The sequence below is a fragment of the Paraburkholderia phytofirmans PsJN genome (assembly GCF_000020125.1).
Taxonomy (GTDB): domain Bacteria; phylum Pseudomonadota; class Gammaproteobacteria; order Burkholderiales; family Burkholderiaceae; genus Paraburkholderia; species Paraburkholderia phytofirmans.
The window spans coordinates 270,759-288,103 of the sequence record NC_010676.1; the positions used below are offsets into that span (position 1 = coordinate 270,759).

Below are 17,345 nucleotides of genomic sequence, written 5' to 3' on the forward strand. Positions count from 1 at the left end.
GCGCTTCAATAGCGCTCGAAGACGGCCTGCAACGCAGCTGTGTCGTCGGTTTGCGTGAGCGCCAACGTCAGAAGGATGCGGGCCTTCTGAGGAATCTGGTCGTCGACTGTGAGCCAGCCGTATTCGTGGTCGGGTTGCGCGCCGTTGTGTAACACGATGCCGCTGCCGGTGCGCGAGGCGCGCACCACATGCACGCCCCGCCTCGCGGCATCGCGAAGCGGATCGATCAGATGACTGGCGACATTGCCATTGCCGGTTCCCACATAGATCAGTCCGCGCGCGTTCGCGGTAATCGCGCTGATCGCGCCGGGTTCGAGCGCGCCATACGCATAGACGATATCGACTTTTGGCAGTGAGCGAAGCGTGGTGATCGACCATGGCGTGTCGAGCGTATGGGCGCGCGCGGGCCGACGGTAATAGCGAGGCGCGCCTTCGATCACATACCCTAGCGCACCGTATGGCGAACGGAAGGCGTCGAGCTTGAAACTGTTGCTCTTGACCACGTCACGTGCCGTATGGATCTCGTTGTTGGCGACGACCAGCGTCCCGAGTCCGCGCGACGACGGATGCGTTGCAACCGCAAGCGCATCGTATAAATTCAGCGCGGCGTCGGAACTCATCGCCGATGGCGGACGCATCGAGCCGACCACCACCACCGGCTTTGCGCTCTTGAGAGTGAGATGCAAAAAGTACGCGGTCTCCTCGATCGTATCGGTACCGTGCGTGATGACTACGCCGTCGACATCGTTTCGTGCCAGCAGTTCGGCGACGCGATTGCCGATTGCAAGCAGGTGCGTGTTGTTGAAATTCTCGGAGCCGGTTTGCAGCAGTTGTTCCGCGCGCAGATTCGCCAGTTCACCCGCGTGCGGAATCGAGCCGAGAATCTCGTCGATGCCGAGTACCGAGCACATGTACGTGGAAGTATTGACGCTGGCTTTACCTTGGCCGGCGATAGTACCGCCTGTGCCAATCACAACAATATTGGCTTTTGCTGTCATGCGGATCTGGTCAGGTTGGAGAATAGAAACGAGGTCATTGGGGGGCGGCTTTAGAACGTCAATGCGAAAGGACGAAGGCGCTGCTCAGTTCGCGATTGTTGCTGCCCGCGAGTCCATCCGCCAATAGCGCGGCTGAACCCGTCGCGAGCGTAAAGCCGAGCGCGCCATGTCCTACGTTGAGCCACAGGTTCGGATAGCGCGTCGGTCCGACAATCGGCAGGCCGTGCGGCGTTGCCGGACGCAAACCGGTCCATTCGCCAGAAGCGGCGGATTGGGCGACCTCGGGAAACAGCGTAGCCGTCTCCTTGCGCAGCGTCGCGAAGCGCGCGGGGTCTGCATCGAGCGAATAGCCGCCGATATCGGCAATGCCCCCAACTCGCAGCCGTTCGCCCAGCCGCGCATAGACGACCTTACGGGCGAAGTCGGTGATGCTCACATGCGGCGCCGTGATGTGCGGCTGAAGATCGAATGTCAGGCTATAGCCCTTGATCGGATAGATCGCCACGCGGATGCCGAGCGGCTTGAGCAATTGCGCTGCGCCCGCACCCGAGGCGACGACAATCCGATCCGCCGCGAGCGGTGCGCCATCGCAAATGGCTTCGACGCCTTTTGCACCGAACTTGAGGCCATCGATTGGCGTGTTCATCAAGAAGCGTACGCCGCGCTCGCGCAGCACCGCCTCCAGACCCTTGCAGAAGCGCCGGCAATCGGCCGTGTCTTCGCTCGGCGTATGAATGCCGCCCGCCAGAAACGACCGGGCATGCGCAAGCGCCGGCTCGATTTCCACGCATGCGTCGGCGCTCAGCGCCTGCTGTTCACAACCGAGCGTGCGCTGGAACGCCAGCAAATCCACCGCGCTTTGCATGGCGTTGGCGTCGCGATGCAGCACGAGCTTGCCGGAGCGCACGAAGTCGAAATCGAGCGAGGGTTCGGCGGCGATGAGTTCGTGCATCAACGTGCGGCTCAGGAACGACAGTGACAGCAGCTTTTGCGTGGTCAACTCGCTGCGGGCGCGTGTGCAGGCGGACAGGAATTCGAAGCACCAGCGCCACTGTTCGACGCTCAGCTTCGGCCGGAAACGTACCGGCGAATCGCGCTGCGTTAGCCAGCGCGGCAGTTTCGACACGACGCCGGGGCCGGCAAGTGGCGCGACGTAGCTATACGACAGCTGCCCGCCGTTGCCGAAACTGGTTTCGCTGGCGACCTCCGCATGCCGGTCCGCTACCGTGACGTCATAGCCCGCGCGGCTCAGGTAATACGCGCTCGACAGGCCGATGACGCCCGCGCCGATGATCAATATCCGCATACCGCTGCACTCGCTCTCTTGCGTGATCTTCGCGATCTTTTGCGTTAGGGGCAGCACGATGCATGGCTTGCCCGATGACCTGAATGTACGACGGGGCCGGTGCGGAGGAATTGCACCGATTTGCCGAAAAGTAGAAGAAACGCGACAGGTACCAGCCTGGTGAGATGAAGCGCTCGTGAGGATGGTGTTGGAGACGGGACGGTCAGCTGGTTGCAACACTGCGCGAGGCGCGCAGCTTGCCCGGTGTCACGCCATACGCTTCGCGAAATGCCCGGATAAAGTGCGCCGAATCCGCGAAGCCGCATTCGTAGGCGATGTCGGTGATCTTGCGCGCCGTGTTGACGAGCATCCAGCGCGCGTAGCGCAGCCGCATGCGCCGATAAAATTCATTCGGCGACGCGTTCATCTCGCTCATGAACGCGCGTTCGAGGTTACGCACGCTCGTGCCGATCATCTTCGCGATGACCGCGATGTTCAGCGGCGCTTCCAGATTCTCTTCCATGAGCAATACCGCGTGACGCACGGTCGCGTCATCGACCGAGAGATAACCCAGCGCGGCGCGACGCTCGACGAACGATGAGCCGCCCTGACGGCTGACGGTCATCTGATGAATCACCTTCGACGCGCGGTCCGGTCCGCAGTGCAAGCTGATCAAACGCGCGGCGAGTTCGACCACCGAAATGCCGCCCGCGCAGGTGATGCGGTTGCCGTCGATCAGATAGTCGGCGTGCGTGATCACGCGCAGTGACGGAAACATGCGCCTGTAGTCGTCCAGATGGAAGCTGTGCACGCAGGCAACACGGTCTTCCAGCAGACCGGCCCGCGCCAGCACGAAACTGCCGGTGCACATGCCGACCAGCGGAATGCCCGCCTGTGCGGCCTGCTGCAGATAGTCCCAGTAGCGGCGGTCGACCTGGTCCAGATGCGGCAGCAATCCGCCGATCACGACGACATAGTCGAATTGCGTGACATCCGGAAACGCCGATTGCACCCGTACCGGAATGCCGCAACTCGCTTCGACCGCTTCGGCCTGAACGCCGACGATGGTCCACAGACAGCGCAACTGGCGGCTCTGGTCGCCACGATCCGCCGCGTGGCGCAGTGCATCGCACAGGCCGGCGAGCGACAGCATCGGAAAACGCGGCCACAACAGAATGCCCACGCTCAACTCGGCCTCGGAGCGGCTCGGGCGGGCTTGCAACGCGCGCGGCAGTGCATCCAGTTGCTCGACCAGTTCGTGAGCCGTCGGCGCAGTGGCAGGGGACGCAGGAGAGGAAGAGCGGGCAGTCGGCATGCGCAAACTCGGGGGCGGTTCGCGCTGATTATACGGTGAGGTGCCGCGAATTCGCGCAATCGGCGCCTGACGCAATTCTTCTATTTTCCGGCAGATCGGTTCAATGCCGCCGCTTTCTGGCTGCATAAATTTGGAACCGCTGACGAACGACGCCGTGCCGCGAGGCCGGGCGATCCGACGAAGGCAGGAAGATCGGCGCATGCAGTCGCGTGCCCCAACCATCACTACTATTCGGGTGAAGCATGAGCAAAAGCACAGCCTTGGGTCGCGGCATGGCGACTGTCGGCATTCTGGGTACATTGGCGGCGGCTGCCGTGGGCGCCGCCCGTGCCGACGAGATGGTGAAAATCGGCGAAGCCGCGCCCGTGACCGGGCCGGCTTCGTATCTGGGCAAGGACACGGAAAACGGCGCGCGCCTTGCGATCGAGGAAATCAACCAGAAGGGGCTCGTGATCGGCGGACAGAAGGTGACGCTGGTGTTCGACGCCCAGGACGATGCCGGCGATCCGCGTCAGGCGACCCAGGTCGCGCAGAAACTGGTGGACGACAAAGTGGTCGCGGTGGTCGGCCATATGCAGTCCGGTTCGACCATTCCCGCGTCGAAGATTTACAACGATGCCGGTGTCGTGCAGGTGTCACCGTCCGCGACCAACCCGGCGTACACGTTGCAGGGATTCAAGACCGCGTATCGCGTGGTCGCCACCGACGCACAGCAGGGACCCACGCTCGCCGATTACGCCGCAAAAACGCTGAAGGTGAAGACGGTGGCGATCGTCGACGATTCGACCGCCTACGGCCAGGGCCTAGCGGTCGAGTTCGAGAGGCAGGCGAAGGCGAATGGCGTCACGGTGTTGTCGCACGACGCGAGCACCGACAAGGCCGTCGACTTCCGCGCGATTCTCACGAAGATCAAGGGCGAAAAGCCGGACGCGATCATGTACGGTGGCCTCGACGGCACCGGCGGACCGTTTGCGAAGCAGGCAAAGCAGCTCGGCATCACGATCAAAGTGCTCGCCGGCGACGGCTTGTGCGCCGACGACCTCGCGAAACTCGCGGGCGACGCCGCCGATAACGTGATCTGCTCGATTGCCGGTGCGCCGCTGCTCAAGATGGCCGAAGGTCCGGCGTTTGTCGAACGCTACAAGAAGCGTTTCGGCTATGCGCCGGTCTTGAATTCTCCGTTTGCATACGATGCGGTCGGGGTGATCGTTGCAGCGATGAAGCGCGCGCAGTCGACGGACTCCGCGAAGATTCTCGCGGCGATGCCGGCGACCGATTATCACGGCGTGCTCGGCGAAACGCAGTTCGATTCCAGAGGCGACCTGCGGCACGGCGTGATCTCGCTGTACAAGTATGTCGGTGGCAAACAGGCGTTATTGGGCGTGGTGGAGAAGTGAGGGGGCTTTAGCGGTCTTGTTTTTACTGATCGAGCGCTGTTCTCGGATTGTTGTAGGTTTGGCGGCACAGAAGCGTGGTTGATGTGCCGCTGTTTTACTACACCATGGAACTGATTCTTCTCGACCGCGCACCGCAACTTTATGACAACGACACTGCCGAAGCGCGGCGGCGGTTCTCGGTCGCCCGACGTCTGACCGGTCGTCGGTAATGTCGTCTTCCAAAGCTGCCTCAGGCCCTGTCGATGTCCAGGCATGCGGGTTGCGGCATAGGGTGCTCAACCGCTGCAACCAGCTGCGTTGCAGTCAACCCTATGGCCGAGGAGATCGACATGGAAACCACCAAGCAGGACAAAACGGAAACGGGCTCGGGCGCGCCCGATGCACTGGCTTTTCTCGAGGCGGAGCATCGCGCAGTGGAGAAACTTTTCACGGCATTCGAGAAAGCGGCCGACGACGATCTTGAGGCGAAGTCGGCACTGGCGCAGCGTGCCTGCGAAGAGCTTTCCATTCATACGATGCTCGAAGAGGAACTGCTTTATCCGGCCGCACAGGAAGCATTACCGGACAGCGACGCGATAGACGTCGAGGAAGCGTATATCGAACATTTCCTCGTCAAGACCTTGATCGCCAAATTTGAAACCATGAAGGCGGGTGACAAGGGCTTCGATGCGACCTTCAAAGTGATGAGCGAGATGGTGGGTCATCATGTCGAGGAAGAAGAAGAGGAACTCTTTCCGGAGCTGCGCAAGACTCCTTGCGATCTCCGCGCACTCGGTGAAAAAATGGCGAAGCGAAAGGCCGAACTGCAGGGTAAGCTCGACGCGGCAGGTAGCAAACTGGTGGGCGACAAGACACTCGCCGGCTAAATGAAGAAACGCGATAGCCGTCGCGTCTGCCAACCAAAGTGGTACTTATGACCGTCGAGCAGCGACTTCGCAGCATGCGCAAGACGTTGCTCGACATATTCCTGTGGCACGACTACGCTCAGGACGAGAGTGCTGTGCTTTTTCCACTGGAAAAGCCTGCGCTAACTTGACATTGCCCAGCAAAACGATGCCCGTGGTAGAGCGATTTTCGTATTCTTCATTGCGAGATTTTACGGAACCGTCTCAGCAATGCAGCGGTCCCGGCTAGGCCACCGCCACGAGGTTGGCCGCGTCGTCCAATTCGTGACGATACCCGCAGCCTGCAAAGAGCGGCGGTAACGCGTGGGGTCGTCATGTCTGTACAGATAACACCAACAACCGGCTTTTATTCACCTCCGTCACGGCGGTTCGGATGGCATGTCGACTGCATATGTTCGAAGCTATTTTGACTGGTGAGACTTCAAGCTAGGACTTCACTTGTTACGTTGTCGCTGCAGACAGGGAAGAAAGTCACCGGTCCGGAAATAATATGAAATGACAAAGGGGAGAAGTATCTAGAGTTTGCGCGTTTAGACGTCCGTTTAGTCAAACCGTGGACTTGATCGCATTCAAGTCGTGAATGGTTATGTGACGTAAAGAAATGACCTGGTGTCATTATCTATAAATTCGCAATACGAATCGCTGGGCGCCGTGATGGCTATCAGGACGGTGCTGAAATAACTCCTATGTTTCGCACAAAGGAGTCGTTCTCACTGTGACATAAAGTTCGGAGTTCAGAGCATGGTATTGAATCGCTGCATCGAAGAGATGCGGAATTGAAGGGAAGATCGGTGGGCACGATGGACCGGTCCGTGCGTATGCTGGTCGGAAATGGTTTGGTTTGACTTCAGTCATACCGGTCCGAGCGACCCGGTTCAGCCGCACGCGCTCAAATCAGCGCCGCTATGTATGCGTTGAGGCATTGCAGGCACGAAGTACGTTGGCAATTTATATCTTCCTCCACGATGACGGTATGTGGTGCGTGTTTCCGCCCGATGCCGGGCGTCCGGTGATGAGCGTTTTATGACGCCCAGCCGAGCGATCGACCAATAAAGCAGCTAAGGCCTGATTTGAACGAAGCACGAACGCGGTTCCCTGCTCGCGTCCTTGGTGGGCAGCGGTAACTATCCGAAAGGCAAGCAACAATCCTGATTATTTTGAGAATTTACAAATCGCGATACTAGCGAAGGACTCCTCGCATGTCGATGGCACTTGAGCTTGTTGGAATCCATAAGTCGTTTGATGGATTCATTGCGCTGAGCGATGCGCAGTTTGATGTCAGGTGGGGCGAACTGCACGCGCTACTCGGAGAGAACGGCGCGGGCAAGTCTACCCTGATGAATGTTGCTGCGGGTCTCTATGCGCCGGAGACGGGCACCATTTCAGTAGGTGGTCAGCCTGTGCGACTGAGTGGACCCGGCGACGCAGCTCGTATCGGTATCGGAATGGTTCATCAGCATTTCAAGCTGGTGTCCCGTTTTACCGTCGCCGAGAACATCCTGCTGGGCATCTCAATGGGCGGCGCGCAGCCGAGATACGGCAAGCGACTCGCAAAGGTACGTGAGGCGATCTGTTCGCAGTGCGCGACTCTCGGATTCGAAATTGATCCGGACCGACGCATTTCTCAATTGTCGGTGGCCGAACAGCAGCGTGTCGAGATACTGAAGGTGCTACTGGCCGGCGCACGCATTCTCGTGCTTGATGAGCCGACTGCCGTGCTCACCGGTCAGGAAGCCGCGAGATTGCTCGAAACCATGCGTCTGCTCGCATCAAAGGGTTCAGCCGTCGTACTGGTCACGCACAAGATGGCCGATGTCCGACGTTACGCCGATCGCGTCACAGTGATGCGGTCTGGTCGCACGGTTAACACATTCAGACCATCCGAGATGTCGCAGGCGGAGGTGGTGCGCCTTGCGGTGGGCGAGGTCGTGGCACCGGAGAAGCCGTCGATTGATGCTGCCAATAGAGACCGTGCCGAACCGCGACTTCTTCTACGGGGAGTGCGCAGCGCAGCCTCACGAACCGGCACCCGGCAGGGGTTGCCGGCGCTCGACGGCGTGGACCTGACAGTGCACGCGGGCGAGATCTACGGGCTTGCCGGGGTGGGAGGAAACGGTCAGAGCGAACTGATGCAGGCGATCATGGGCCTGCTGCCACTGGACGAAGGCACCATGGTGATCGAAGGCGCAGGAGACCTGCGCCGCGCCAGCTCTGTTGATCGGCGCGACATGGGCATCGCCTGCATTCCCGCCGACCGGCAGACTTTTGCGTTAGCCGGGCTGCTTTCGGTGGTCGAAAACTTTGCCATCGGGCAGGTTCATGCAGGCCACTACGGCAACCCCTTGTGGCTTGACTATCGGCGCATGGAGGCGGATGCCGCCAAAGCGGTCAAACATTTTGATGTGCTCGGCGTGCGCTCGCTACGCCAGAGTGTCTCGCTACTTTCAGGTGGCAACGCGCAAAAGCTGGTGATTGCGCGCGAATTCAGCCGCCGGCCCAGAGTCGTCCTTGCGCATAGCCCCAGTAGGGGACTGGATGTACGCGCGAGCGCCCAAGTCCATGCGCGGCTTCGTGCCGCTCGTGATGAAGGTGCCGCCGTGCTGATCATCAGCGAAGACCTCGACGAAGTACTGGCGCTTGCCGACCGCGCCGGCGTCATGGTGCGTGGACGCATCGTCGGCAACTTCAGCGCACCCGTGGACCGACAGGCTATCGGTCAAGCGATGGTCGCTCACTCCTGATGACCCCTGCAACCTGGAGCATCTATGACCAATACCGTACCGTCCAACCAGACGGAGGTCCGCATGCCAGACTCCGCGCTCGACGGCGAATCTTCGACCTCGTTTGCCTCACTCGAGGCTACCCCCACTCCTCGGCGTGCATGCCGCACATCGCTGCTGGCGCGGCGTTATGCGCTTGAGCTGCGCCAGGAGACTCCACGGCGCAAACAGGCCGTTGTGCTTGCCTTTTCAGTCACGGTGGGACTGGCCGTCTGTGTTGCGATCTTGATGACCGCGGGCATCTCGGCCAGTGACCTGTTTAATGAATTTATCGTGGAGACGTTAGGCGACGCCGACAACTTTCGGGCTGTCCTCTTTCAGGCGGCGCCGATGGTGATGGTAGGCCTTGCGGCCGCGCTGTCTTTTCGGGCCAAGTTCTGGAACCTTGGTCTGGAAGGCCAGATGGTGTGGGGCGCCATTGGCGCGACCGCGGTTGCGCTAGCGGATGCCGGTACACCCGAGACGCGACTGTGGCTGATGGGCGCCGCAGCGCTGGTTTGCGGTGCGCTATGGACTGTGTTGCCGCTGCTGCTCAGGATGCGCCTAGGCATCAGCGAAATCATTTCCACACTCATGCTTAACTACGTTGCGGCCAACCTTCTGTTGAATCTGGTCTATGGCCAATGGAAAGACCCTAGAGATTCGTTTCCTCATTCGCGCAACTTCCTGGCAGCGGAGCGTCTTCCCAGCATTGCCAGCGGATACAGCAGCGCAATCTTGCTGGCTGTGTTGTTCGCACTAGCCGCCTGGTGGTTCCTGCATCGCAGCCGGGCTGGCATATACGTGCGATTCGTGAACGTCAATGCGCGTGCGGCGGAGGCGATGGGCGTACCCGTGCGCAACGTCGTAGCCGGTGTCGTGCTGCTCTCGGGTGCACTCGCGGGTTTTGCCGGATTTACGGTAACCGCGGCGCAGGCTGGGCGGCTCACGCAAGATTTCTACAGTGGCTACGGATTCTCGGGAATCCTTATCGCATTCCTCGCGCGCAACAACCCGATCGCCGCCAGCGTGGTCGCGCTGCTGGTGGCTGCGTTGTTTGTCACCGGCCGCAGCCTGCAGGTGTTGTACCAGATACCGTTTTCGATGGTGCAACTCATCCAGGCGATTCTCGTCATTGTCGTTGCGGCATCGGACTTCTTCACCCGTTACCGCCTGTCGCCCGTGGGAGTAGCCGAATGAACCTGCTCTTCAGCTGGATTGGAAATGTACCGGACGCTGCCGTGCCCTTCGCTCTGGCCGCTCTCGGCCTGATTGTGAGCGAGCGTGCCGGAGTACTTTCGCTCGGTGCCGAAGGCATCATGCTGGTTGGTGCGTTGGCCGGCATCGGCACTCAACTTACTGTCCATAATGCCGGTATTGCACTGCTCATGTCGATGATCGCCGGTGGGGCAATCTCGGTCCTGTTCGCCGTGATGGTGGTGTGGTTGCGTGTCAATCAGGTGATTGCGGGATTGGCGCTCGTGTTCTTTTGCCAGGGCCTGACCAGTCTGCTGGGCACGTTAGCAGGGTGGATCAATCGGCCGGTCTCTGGCCTGCAACCGATTGCACTTGGGCCGGTGGCCCGTCTCCCTCTAGTCGGCTCCCTTTTCAACCAGAATCTGGTGGTCTACTTGACGCCGCTGATTTTCGCGGTCGTGACCTGGTATTTAAATCGTACGGTTGGTGGGCTACGCCTGCGCTCCGTCGGAGAGAGCCCGCCGGCGGCGGACGCCGCCGGCGTGGCGGTGCTGCGCGTCCGGTTTCTGGCCATCATGGCAGGGTCCACTTTGGTGGGACTTGCTGGCGGATACATCTCCGTGGCGGGTACGCATATGTGGATCGCCGATATGACGGGAGGGCGCGGATGGATTGCAGTGGCACTCGTGATTTTTGCCCGCTGGTCGCCAGGTCGTGCCCTGATTGGCGCTCTGCTGTTCGGCGGGATCGAGGCACTCATACCGCAGATGGCGGCCGCCGGCATCAGTATGCCCCAGTACTATGTGCTTTGCGCGCCATACCTGATCACCCTTGCCGTGATGATCCAGGGGGCTATCGTGCGCCGCGGCAGCGATGAAACGCCATGCGCCCTCGGAGAACCCTATGTTCGCGAGGAACGACGCTGAGCTTGCGGATCCAGAACGTAGCCGGTCCAGTGTTCGATATGCGGGCGGTTGGCGAGACAACAGCGACCGGGGCAATCGGCAGTCCCTTGTCGTTGGCTGTAGGGATTTGAATTTCCGCCACTCGATCTCTCACTCGATTAATACATCGTATTCCTAATGTTATTTAAAAAGGCAATGTATGAACTCTCGATTTCTATTGGTTGCGATGTCGATGGCTTGCTGTGGCGTTGCCACGACGGCGTATGCAGACGGCTTTACCCTGAAAGCAAAACCAAAGATCGCCATGGTGTACTTCAGCTCGAAGAATGACGCCGGATGGACTCAATCATTCGACGAAGCAAGAGTCAGAATGGAAGCGGCGCTTGGCGAGAAGATTCCCTACGTCGAAAGTATCCCCGAAGATGCTGCCGTTGTCGTGCCCGCTGTTGAGCAACTTATCAAGCGTGGAAATAACATCATTATCGGCACTGCGTTCGGCTACTCCGATGCGTTCAAGGATCTCGCAAAACGTCACCCCGATGTCGCGTTCCTGGATGCAGCAGGTACAACCAATGGCCCTAATCTCGAGTCCTTTTACGGCCGTACCTACGAGAGTCAGTATCTTTGTGGCATGGCGGCGGCAGCGGTGTCCAAGACCGGCAAGTTGGGTTTCGTCGCTGCCCACCCATTCGGAGTCGTTAACTGGACCATCAACGCGTATGAACTGGGCGCGCGGAAGGTCAATCCCAATGCGGTGCTCACGGTCGTTTACACCGGCGCGTGGGATGATCCGGTGAAGGAACGCGCAGCGGCGACCGCCCTGATAGACCAAGGAGACGACGTGCTGGGCGCGCACACCGATTCCCCGACAGTTCAACTCGTTGCACAGGAGCGCGGAGTTTACGCGACTGGGCACCACAGAGACATGAGACAGTATGCCCCCAAGTCAACCGTTTGCTCTTCCGTGTGGGTATGGGACAAATTCCTGATCCCAGAAATCCGCAAAATCGAAGCGGGCAACTGGCAGCCGGCACCGTATGGCGCCTTTATCGAAATGAAGGATGGGGGAACCGATATTGCCGGATCCGGCAACGCCGTACCTGCCGACAAGCAGGCACTAATCAAGGCTGAGCGTGATGCCATCATCAAGGGCAAGCAGATCTACGCGGGTCCCCTCAGTGACCGCGATGGCCAACTGCGCGTGTCCGCAGGTCAGGTGCTCTCTGACAAAGATCTCTGGAAAATGGAGTGGTTCGTCAAGGGCGTCATTACCCAGAAATAGCGCCAGTCGGCGGCATAAACATACTGCGAGAAGAGTTTTCCCTTCTGGTAGAGCTAAAGGGTACATCGCAGACGTCGATTGACGACGCGGACTCACTCGCACGTTTCTGTCTCCGTTAATACTCTTGAGCGAGTGTCCGCGAGATCGCCTGAATATTTCTTTCGGCAATAGGGATGCTATGCAATCTCGAGCTGCCGTTGGATTTGAGCCAGGAAAGCCGCTGAAAATTGTCGAGATCGATGTCGAGCCGCCTCGCAAGGGCGAGGTGCTGGTGAAATTAGCACCCGTCCGTTTCAGCTTGTCACAGGCCGCCGGTGGTTAGGGGCGGACTTTGGTGGCGTTCAGGCACGCTCGCGGTTGCCCGGCATGGTCGAAGACGCGACGGCCGGAAAGATTCAACTCGCGCCATTCGTAACACATACCCGGCCGCTTACCGGCATCAACGAAGCGTTTGACCTTATGCACGAGGGCAAGTCAATCCGCACCATTGTTCACTACTAGTACCCCAAGAAGGAGATGGACCATGACCAGAGCAATTCATCTCTCCGTCGACCACGGCATCCAAAAAGGCGCAAGTGACTTCGGCGGAGGCACTTTACGCTGTTCGTGCACCAATGATCCGGTAGAGGTGCACGTCGACACCCAGGTGTTGTACAACCACGCGTGTGGTTGTACTCAATGCTGGAAACCCGAGCACACCCTGTCCTCGGTCGTGGGTGTAGTTCCGCGCGAGAAGGTGGCAGTTACGTCGCATCGCGAAAAACTGAAGGTGAGGGACGATACGGCACTGATTCAGCGCGACGCCCGCACTGCCTGCGGCACCCATCTGTACGGACGTATTGAAAACAAGGAGCGCGCTTTCTACGGGCTGGACTTCATTCAGACTGAACTGTCGACGGAGGCTGGCTGGGATGGTCCTGGCTTCGCGCCTTTCGTCTCGTCCATTATCGAAAGTGGCACCGCGCCTTCCTCCATGGTCGAAGTTCGTCAGACGCCACGCGAGAAGGGGCTGGAACCCTACGATTGTCTAAGTCCCGCCCTGATGGATATCCTGGCTGCTCATTCGGCCAAGGCCAAGAGCACCCACAGCGAGGCTTGATTATGGAACGCATCGAGCAGCACGCCAGCTACGGCGGCTACCAGGAAGTCTGGAAACACGCTTCGTCGACCCTTGGCTGCGAGATGAGGTTTGGTCTCTACCTGCCTAATGCGGCCTTGCGCGGTCAGAAGTGCCCGGTTCTGTATTGGCTTTCCGGCCTCACCTGCACCGAGCAAAACTTCATCACCAAGGCGGGCGCCCAGCGTTACGCCGCTGAACACGGCCTCATTATCGTCGCGCCGGATACCAGCCCACGCGGCGACGATGTGCCCGACGACCCGGGTTACGACCTCGGCAAGGGAGCGAGTTTCTACATCAACGCTGCGCAGGAGCCGTGGGCGACACATTACCGCATGTATGACTACGTGGTCGACGAGTTACCGGCGCTAGTCGAGGCCGAATTCCCAGCCAACGGCGCGCGTGCAATCAGCGGGCACTCGATGGGCGGGCACGGCGCATTGACAATTGCACTACGCAACCCAGGCCGCTACCGAAGTGTGTCGGCTTTCTCGCCGATCGTCGCGCCAACCGAGGTGCCGTGGGGCAGGAAGGCATTCAGGGCTTACCTGGGCGAAGATCGTGAAGTGTGGAAGCAGTATGACACGGTGGAACTGTTGAAGAGCGCAGTCGAGCGCTTGCCATTGCTGGTGGATCAAGGCGAGGGCGACGAGTTCCTTGAGGAGCAGTTGAAACCGCAATTGCTTCGCGCGGCTTGCGAGGCGGCGGCCCATCCGCTGCGACTAAATTTGCGCCCTGGCTACGACCATAGCTATTACTTCATAAGCAATTTCATCGGCGAGCATATCGCGCACCACGCAGGAGCATTGCGTTGACTGGTCGACCACAGAGCGCCTTGGCGTTTTGACCGAGCGGGTAGTGGCGACCGTTTTACGATGTGTGGGTGCCACTACTCATTGACGCGATTGATGCTGGTGAGGTGCAGCAACGGACCCGCTGCAATTTCAATCGGCGTGCTGGCCCGGCTGACTGATCATGTTCGATGTGTGGCCTGATCAATGAAAAAGGCGCACCAACTCACGCCTTCGGCACACGCGCGGAGATGCCTCGGAGAAAGTGCTGGAGTTCCGGCGAACCACAATAAGCGACATTAAAGCGAAACCAGACGCTGTCCGTGGATGGCGAGAGCATAAATAAATCACCTCCGACGAGGGCAATCTTTGCCGCCCTGGCTTCTGCTGTGATCAGTTCCGCATTGAACTGGGCGGTTGGCTGGATTCGCCATCCGGCACTGACGAAGAGTCCACCGCGGGGCGTGGCGAGAGGGGTTATGCCGACTTCGGACAGAAACGAAAGAAATTGCTCGCGGTCGTTTGCGAGGCGCATCCGCAGTCGATCGATATAACGGCGGTGGCCCGGATCTGCCAAGACCTCATATATGCATCGCTCATTCAATTCCGATGTCGTCAGGCCGGATGCCATCTTCGTCCGGACGATACCGGAAACCAGATGATCAGGGCAAAGAATGAATCCTGTTCGCAAGGATGGGGCGATAGTCTTGGAGAAGCCGCCCAGGCAGATCACACGATTCAACCCATCCAGTGATGTCAAGGAGGGGTCCGAAGGCGAAGCGAGATCGCGATAGATATCGTCTTCGACGATGAGGAAATCGTATTGCTCGGCCAACGCGATGACCCGGTAGGCCTGCGAAGCCGGCAAAGTGGACGAAAGTGGATTCTGCAAGACCGAACTGAGAAAAATCGCCTTGGGCCGGTGCTCCGCGGCCATCGCGGCCAGCTTATCGACGTGCAGTCCATCCGCTCCCCGAGGAACGCCAAGCATGCGCACGCCGTGGCTGCGCAGAAGATGGTTGGTGTTGAAGTAACCGGGCTCTTCGACAAATACCGTGTCACCTGGCTGCAGAATGGTTCGGACGACAAGGTCGAGACCGTGCGATACCCCGTTCGTGAGAATGATCTGCTCCGGCGAGACAGGGCAGAATCGCTCGGTAAATCCGCGGGCGAGCAATTGGCGGAGGCGCTGGAAGCCGAGCGGATGACCGTAGCCGACCAGACGCTCAGCGGGCATCTTGATGGCCTGCCTGACCGCCTGTAGCAGCGTGCTCTCGCTACACCACTCCGGCGGAAGCACACCGGAACCAACCGGCTGCAGGTCCGGGTCCTGGTTCCACACCAGCACCGGCAGCCATGAGCCTGAGGCCGCTTCCTTTCTTTTCGGCGGCTCATCCAGCAATGCTGTCACGTGCGCGGCGCGCGAAGTGACGAAGTACCCGGAGCCGGGCCGCGAACTCAGTACGCCCCGGGAGACCAGCACATCGTATGCCTCGGCCACTGTAAAGGTGCTGACGTCAAGGGATTTTGCAAGCTCCCGCACCGACGGTGTCTTCGTTCCCGGACGGAGCCGCCCCGAGTCGACCAAGGCGTCGAGGCTGGCAACGATCTGCTTGACAAGGCTCACACCTCGTTGACGCTCGATCCGCAGTAGTTCCAGCAGCGTCCATTCACGTCTAGGCGAGGATGCAATGGACAATGTTGTCGCTTCACAGTCGTTGGCCGAGATCTTGTTGTTCGCAGGTACGTGTGCCGCCGATGGTGGTGCGTAAGCAATCATGGGAGTCTCCGACTGTAGTTTTGTTATGCAGTTCAACTGCGATGCCTTCAGCTGAAATTGCATCTTGAGGAGATTCTATCGACGGCTAGCCCATTGAAACAGGGGGATAAAAATACGCTCCGTTTCACAATTGGAACGCTCGCTTTGGTGGGGCCCCCTCACGCCGACCTCATATGCAGACAGGCCCGGCGGACTCAGCCGGTGAACCCAACGCGTCCGCGGCTGTGCGAACGGCGGCGCCGCGGATGAATCACAAACGGCAAATGTGCCATGCGGAAAGGCGCAAGGGCTGATATCTGAGCGATGGTGAAAAGGTGAAACGCTTTGCCCGGCAACCTGAATGCGGCGGTCGTATTGGTCGCTCCAGAAGCAAGGTATGGTCGAGAATGGTCGGGCCTGCGCGCCGCAGGCCAACAGGTTCTTCGCAGCGTGCATTCCCTGGTCCGCCGCGATGAGCCATTGCTCTGCCCGCATGACGCCGCCCACCATTCGGTTGGCCACGCCACGCCATCGCCGGCAGCGTATACCGCTTCTGGTCCTGCATTGAGCGTCCCGTCACGCAGAATCCCATCGTAAGCCTCAAGCCGGAATCCGCTAGCCACTCCGTGTTCGGCAACACGCCAATGCCAACCACCACGATATCGGCCGGCAGTTCCCGGCCATCCGCCAGCCGGACTGATTGAACGCGGATTTCTCCTCCGAAGCCAGTCACGCGTGCATTACACACCAGACCGACACCGAACTCCTTGTGCAACTGGCCCAACGCAAGGCCCAAGGCGCGCACAGACTGCACGGGACATCGCAGTCTCGGCGATTTTCAGCAGGACCACCTGCGCGCCACTCGCCGCAGCACTCGAAGCCACCTCGGATCCAATGAAGCCTGCACCGACGATTACCACTCTGACGCCAGGCAGAATCTTCTCATTGATGGCCAGGGCGTCGTCAATCGTACGCAGTGTGTAAATGCCCGGCCGCGACTGGTCTATGTCGAGTTTCTCTTGCCCGGCAGTTGCTTCTTGCTAGTGACGGCCCCATGCGTTTTGATGCACGTCCACTGTGCAGATCTTTCGGCCTGCACGTTCAATGGCCCGATCCGAAACGTTTGAGAAAAGGAGATCGTACTGAACATGTTCGTGACGATTTTGATTGTGCAGCATGCACAAAATCGCTTCAACGTGATAGCGCCCGTGGCGCAATCAGAGGGACAGTCCGAGGAAAAGAACATGGCAGATCTGTCTTACGTCAACATCTTCACCCGCGATATCGTGGCGCTCAGCGCTTTCTACCAGCAGGTGTTCGGCTTCCAGGAAATCGAATCGATTCGGTCGCCAATCTTCCGCGGGCTCGACACCGGAAAGAGCTGCATTGGCTTCAATGCGCATGAGGCATACGAATTACTGCAACTCGCGCAGTTCAGTGAAACCAGCGGTATCAAGTTTCTGCTTAACTTCGACGTCGATACGAAAGAGGCCGTGGACAAGCTGGTGCCCGTGGCGATCGCGGCTGGCGCCACGCTGATCAAAGCGCCATATGAAACCTACTATCACTGGTATCAGGCGGTTCTGCTCGACCCGGAACGTAACGTATTCCGAATCAATAATGTCCTGCTCTGAG

At 59.4% G+C, this 17,345-nt stretch carries 15 protein-coding genes and 1 pseudogene; 10 read left to right on the forward strand and 6 right to left on the reverse strand.

Annotated features, from left to right (window positions below; translation table 11 throughout):
- Positions 1–5: 5 nt before the first annotated feature.
- From BPHYT_RS21005 to BPHYT_RS21015, 3 genes are all read right to left on the reverse strand, one after another.
- Entirely contained in the window at positions 6–998 is a 993-nt protein-coding gene (locus BPHYT_RS21005) for an asparaginase (protein ID WP_012426125.1), read from the reverse strand.
- Positions 999–1,056: 58 nt separating this feature from the next.
- Complete coding sequence (locus tag BPHYT_RS21010; RefSeq protein WP_012426126.1) at positions 1,057–2,304, reverse strand: D-amino acid dehydrogenase; 1,248 nt, start codon at positions 2,302–2,304, stop codon at positions 1,057–1,059.
- A gap of 202 nt (positions 2,305–2,506) precedes the next feature.
- Entirely contained in the window at positions 2,507–3,598 is a 1,092-nt protein-coding gene (locus BPHYT_RS21015; RefSeq protein WP_012426127.1) for a GlxA family transcriptional regulator, read from the reverse strand.
- Between the two features lie 272 nt (positions 3,599–3,870).
- Between BPHYT_RS21015 and BPHYT_RS21020 the strand changes: the two genes are divergently transcribed.
- The 9 genes and pseudogenes from BPHYT_RS21020 (at position 3,871) to fghA (ending at position 13,975) form a co-directional block, all read left to right on the forward strand.
- Positions 3,871–4,995 carry a branched-chain amino acid ABC transporter substrate-binding protein gene (locus BPHYT_RS21020; RefSeq protein ID WP_041759469.1) on the forward strand — a complete coding sequence of 375 codons (1,125 nt, stop codon included), beginning with the start codon at positions 3,871–3,873 and terminating at the stop codon, positions 4,993–4,995.
- A gap of 329 nt (positions 4,996–5,324) precedes the next feature.
- Positions 5,325–5,861, forward strand: a complete 537-nt coding sequence (locus BPHYT_RS21025; RefSeq protein WP_012426129.1) for a hemerythrin domain-containing protein — start codon at positions 5,325–5,327, stop codon at positions 5,859–5,861.
- A gap of 1,238 nt (positions 5,862–7,099) precedes the next feature.
- Positions 7,100–8,641 carry an ABC transporter ATP-binding protein gene (locus BPHYT_RS21030; RefSeq protein WP_012426130.1) on the forward strand — a complete coding sequence of 514 codons (1,542 nt, stop codon included), beginning with the start codon at positions 7,100–7,102 and terminating at the stop codon, positions 8,639–8,641.
- A gap of 24 nt (positions 8,642–8,665) precedes the next feature.
- The gene (locus BPHYT_RS21035) at positions 8,666–9,859 is read left to right on the forward strand and encodes an ABC transporter permease (protein ID WP_012426131.1); all 1,194 of its coding nucleotides are present in this window, start codon (positions 8,666–8,668) and stop codon (positions 9,857–9,859) included.
- On the forward strand, positions 9,856–10,782 hold the full coding sequence (locus BPHYT_RS21040) for an ABC transporter permease (RefSeq protein ID WP_012426132.1): 927 nt from the start codon (positions 9,856–9,858) through the stop codon (positions 10,780–10,782). Before BPHYT_RS21035 ends, BPHYT_RS21040 begins: the two co-directional genes overlap by 4 nt.
- 178 nt (positions 10,783–10,960) lie before the next feature.
- Positions 10,961–12,043 (forward strand): BMP family ABC transporter substrate-binding protein, encoded by a 1,083-nt coding sequence (locus BPHYT_RS21045; RefSeq protein ID WP_012426133.1) that lies wholly within the window; start codon positions 10,961–10,963, stop codon positions 12,041–12,043.
- A gap of 264 nt (positions 12,044–12,307) precedes the next feature.
- Positions 12,308–12,544: pseudogene (locus tag BPHYT_RS37430) on the forward strand (S-(hydroxymethyl)glutathione dehydrogenase); the annotation flags it as partial.
- Between the two features lie 22 nt (positions 12,545–12,566).
- Positions 12,567–13,142, forward strand: a complete 576-nt coding sequence (gfa, locus tag BPHYT_RS21050; protein ID WP_012426134.1) for an S-(hydroxymethyl)glutathione synthase — start codon at positions 12,567–12,569, stop codon at positions 13,140–13,142.
- A gap of 2 nt (positions 13,143–13,144) precedes the next feature.
- Entirely contained in the window at positions 13,145–13,975 is an 831-nt protein-coding gene (gene fghA, locus BPHYT_RS21055; protein WP_012426135.1) for an S-formylglutathione hydrolase, read from the forward strand.
- A gap of 202 nt (positions 13,976–14,177) precedes the next feature.
- Here the strand turns inward: fghA and BPHYT_RS21060 are convergent, their stop codons facing one another.
- From BPHYT_RS21060 to BPHYT_RS39685, 3 genes are all read right to left on the reverse strand, one after another.
- On the reverse strand, positions 14,178–15,731 hold the full coding sequence (locus BPHYT_RS21060) for an aminotransferase-like domain-containing protein (protein ID WP_012426136.1): 1,554 nt from the start codon (positions 15,729–15,731) through the stop codon (positions 14,178–14,180).
- 250 nt (positions 15,732–15,981) lie between these two features.
- A complete protein-coding gene (locus tag BPHYT_RS39680; protein ID WP_167315762.1) occupies positions 15,982–16,524 on the reverse strand; it encodes an FAD-dependent oxidoreductase in 543 nt (180 codons plus the stop codon).
- Entirely contained in the window at positions 16,451–16,717 is a 267-nt protein-coding gene (locus BPHYT_RS39685) for an FAD-dependent oxidoreductase (RefSeq protein WP_083772083.1), read from the reverse strand. Before BPHYT_RS39685 ends, BPHYT_RS39680 begins: the two co-directional genes overlap by 74 nt.
- Before the next feature lie 141 nt (positions 16,718–16,858).
- Between BPHYT_RS39685 and BPHYT_RS21065 the strand changes: the two genes are divergently transcribed.
- Entirely contained in the window at positions 16,859–17,344 is a 486-nt protein-coding gene (locus BPHYT_RS21065) for a VOC family protein (protein WP_238535732.1), read from the forward strand.
- Position 17,345: the final 1 nt, after the last annotated feature.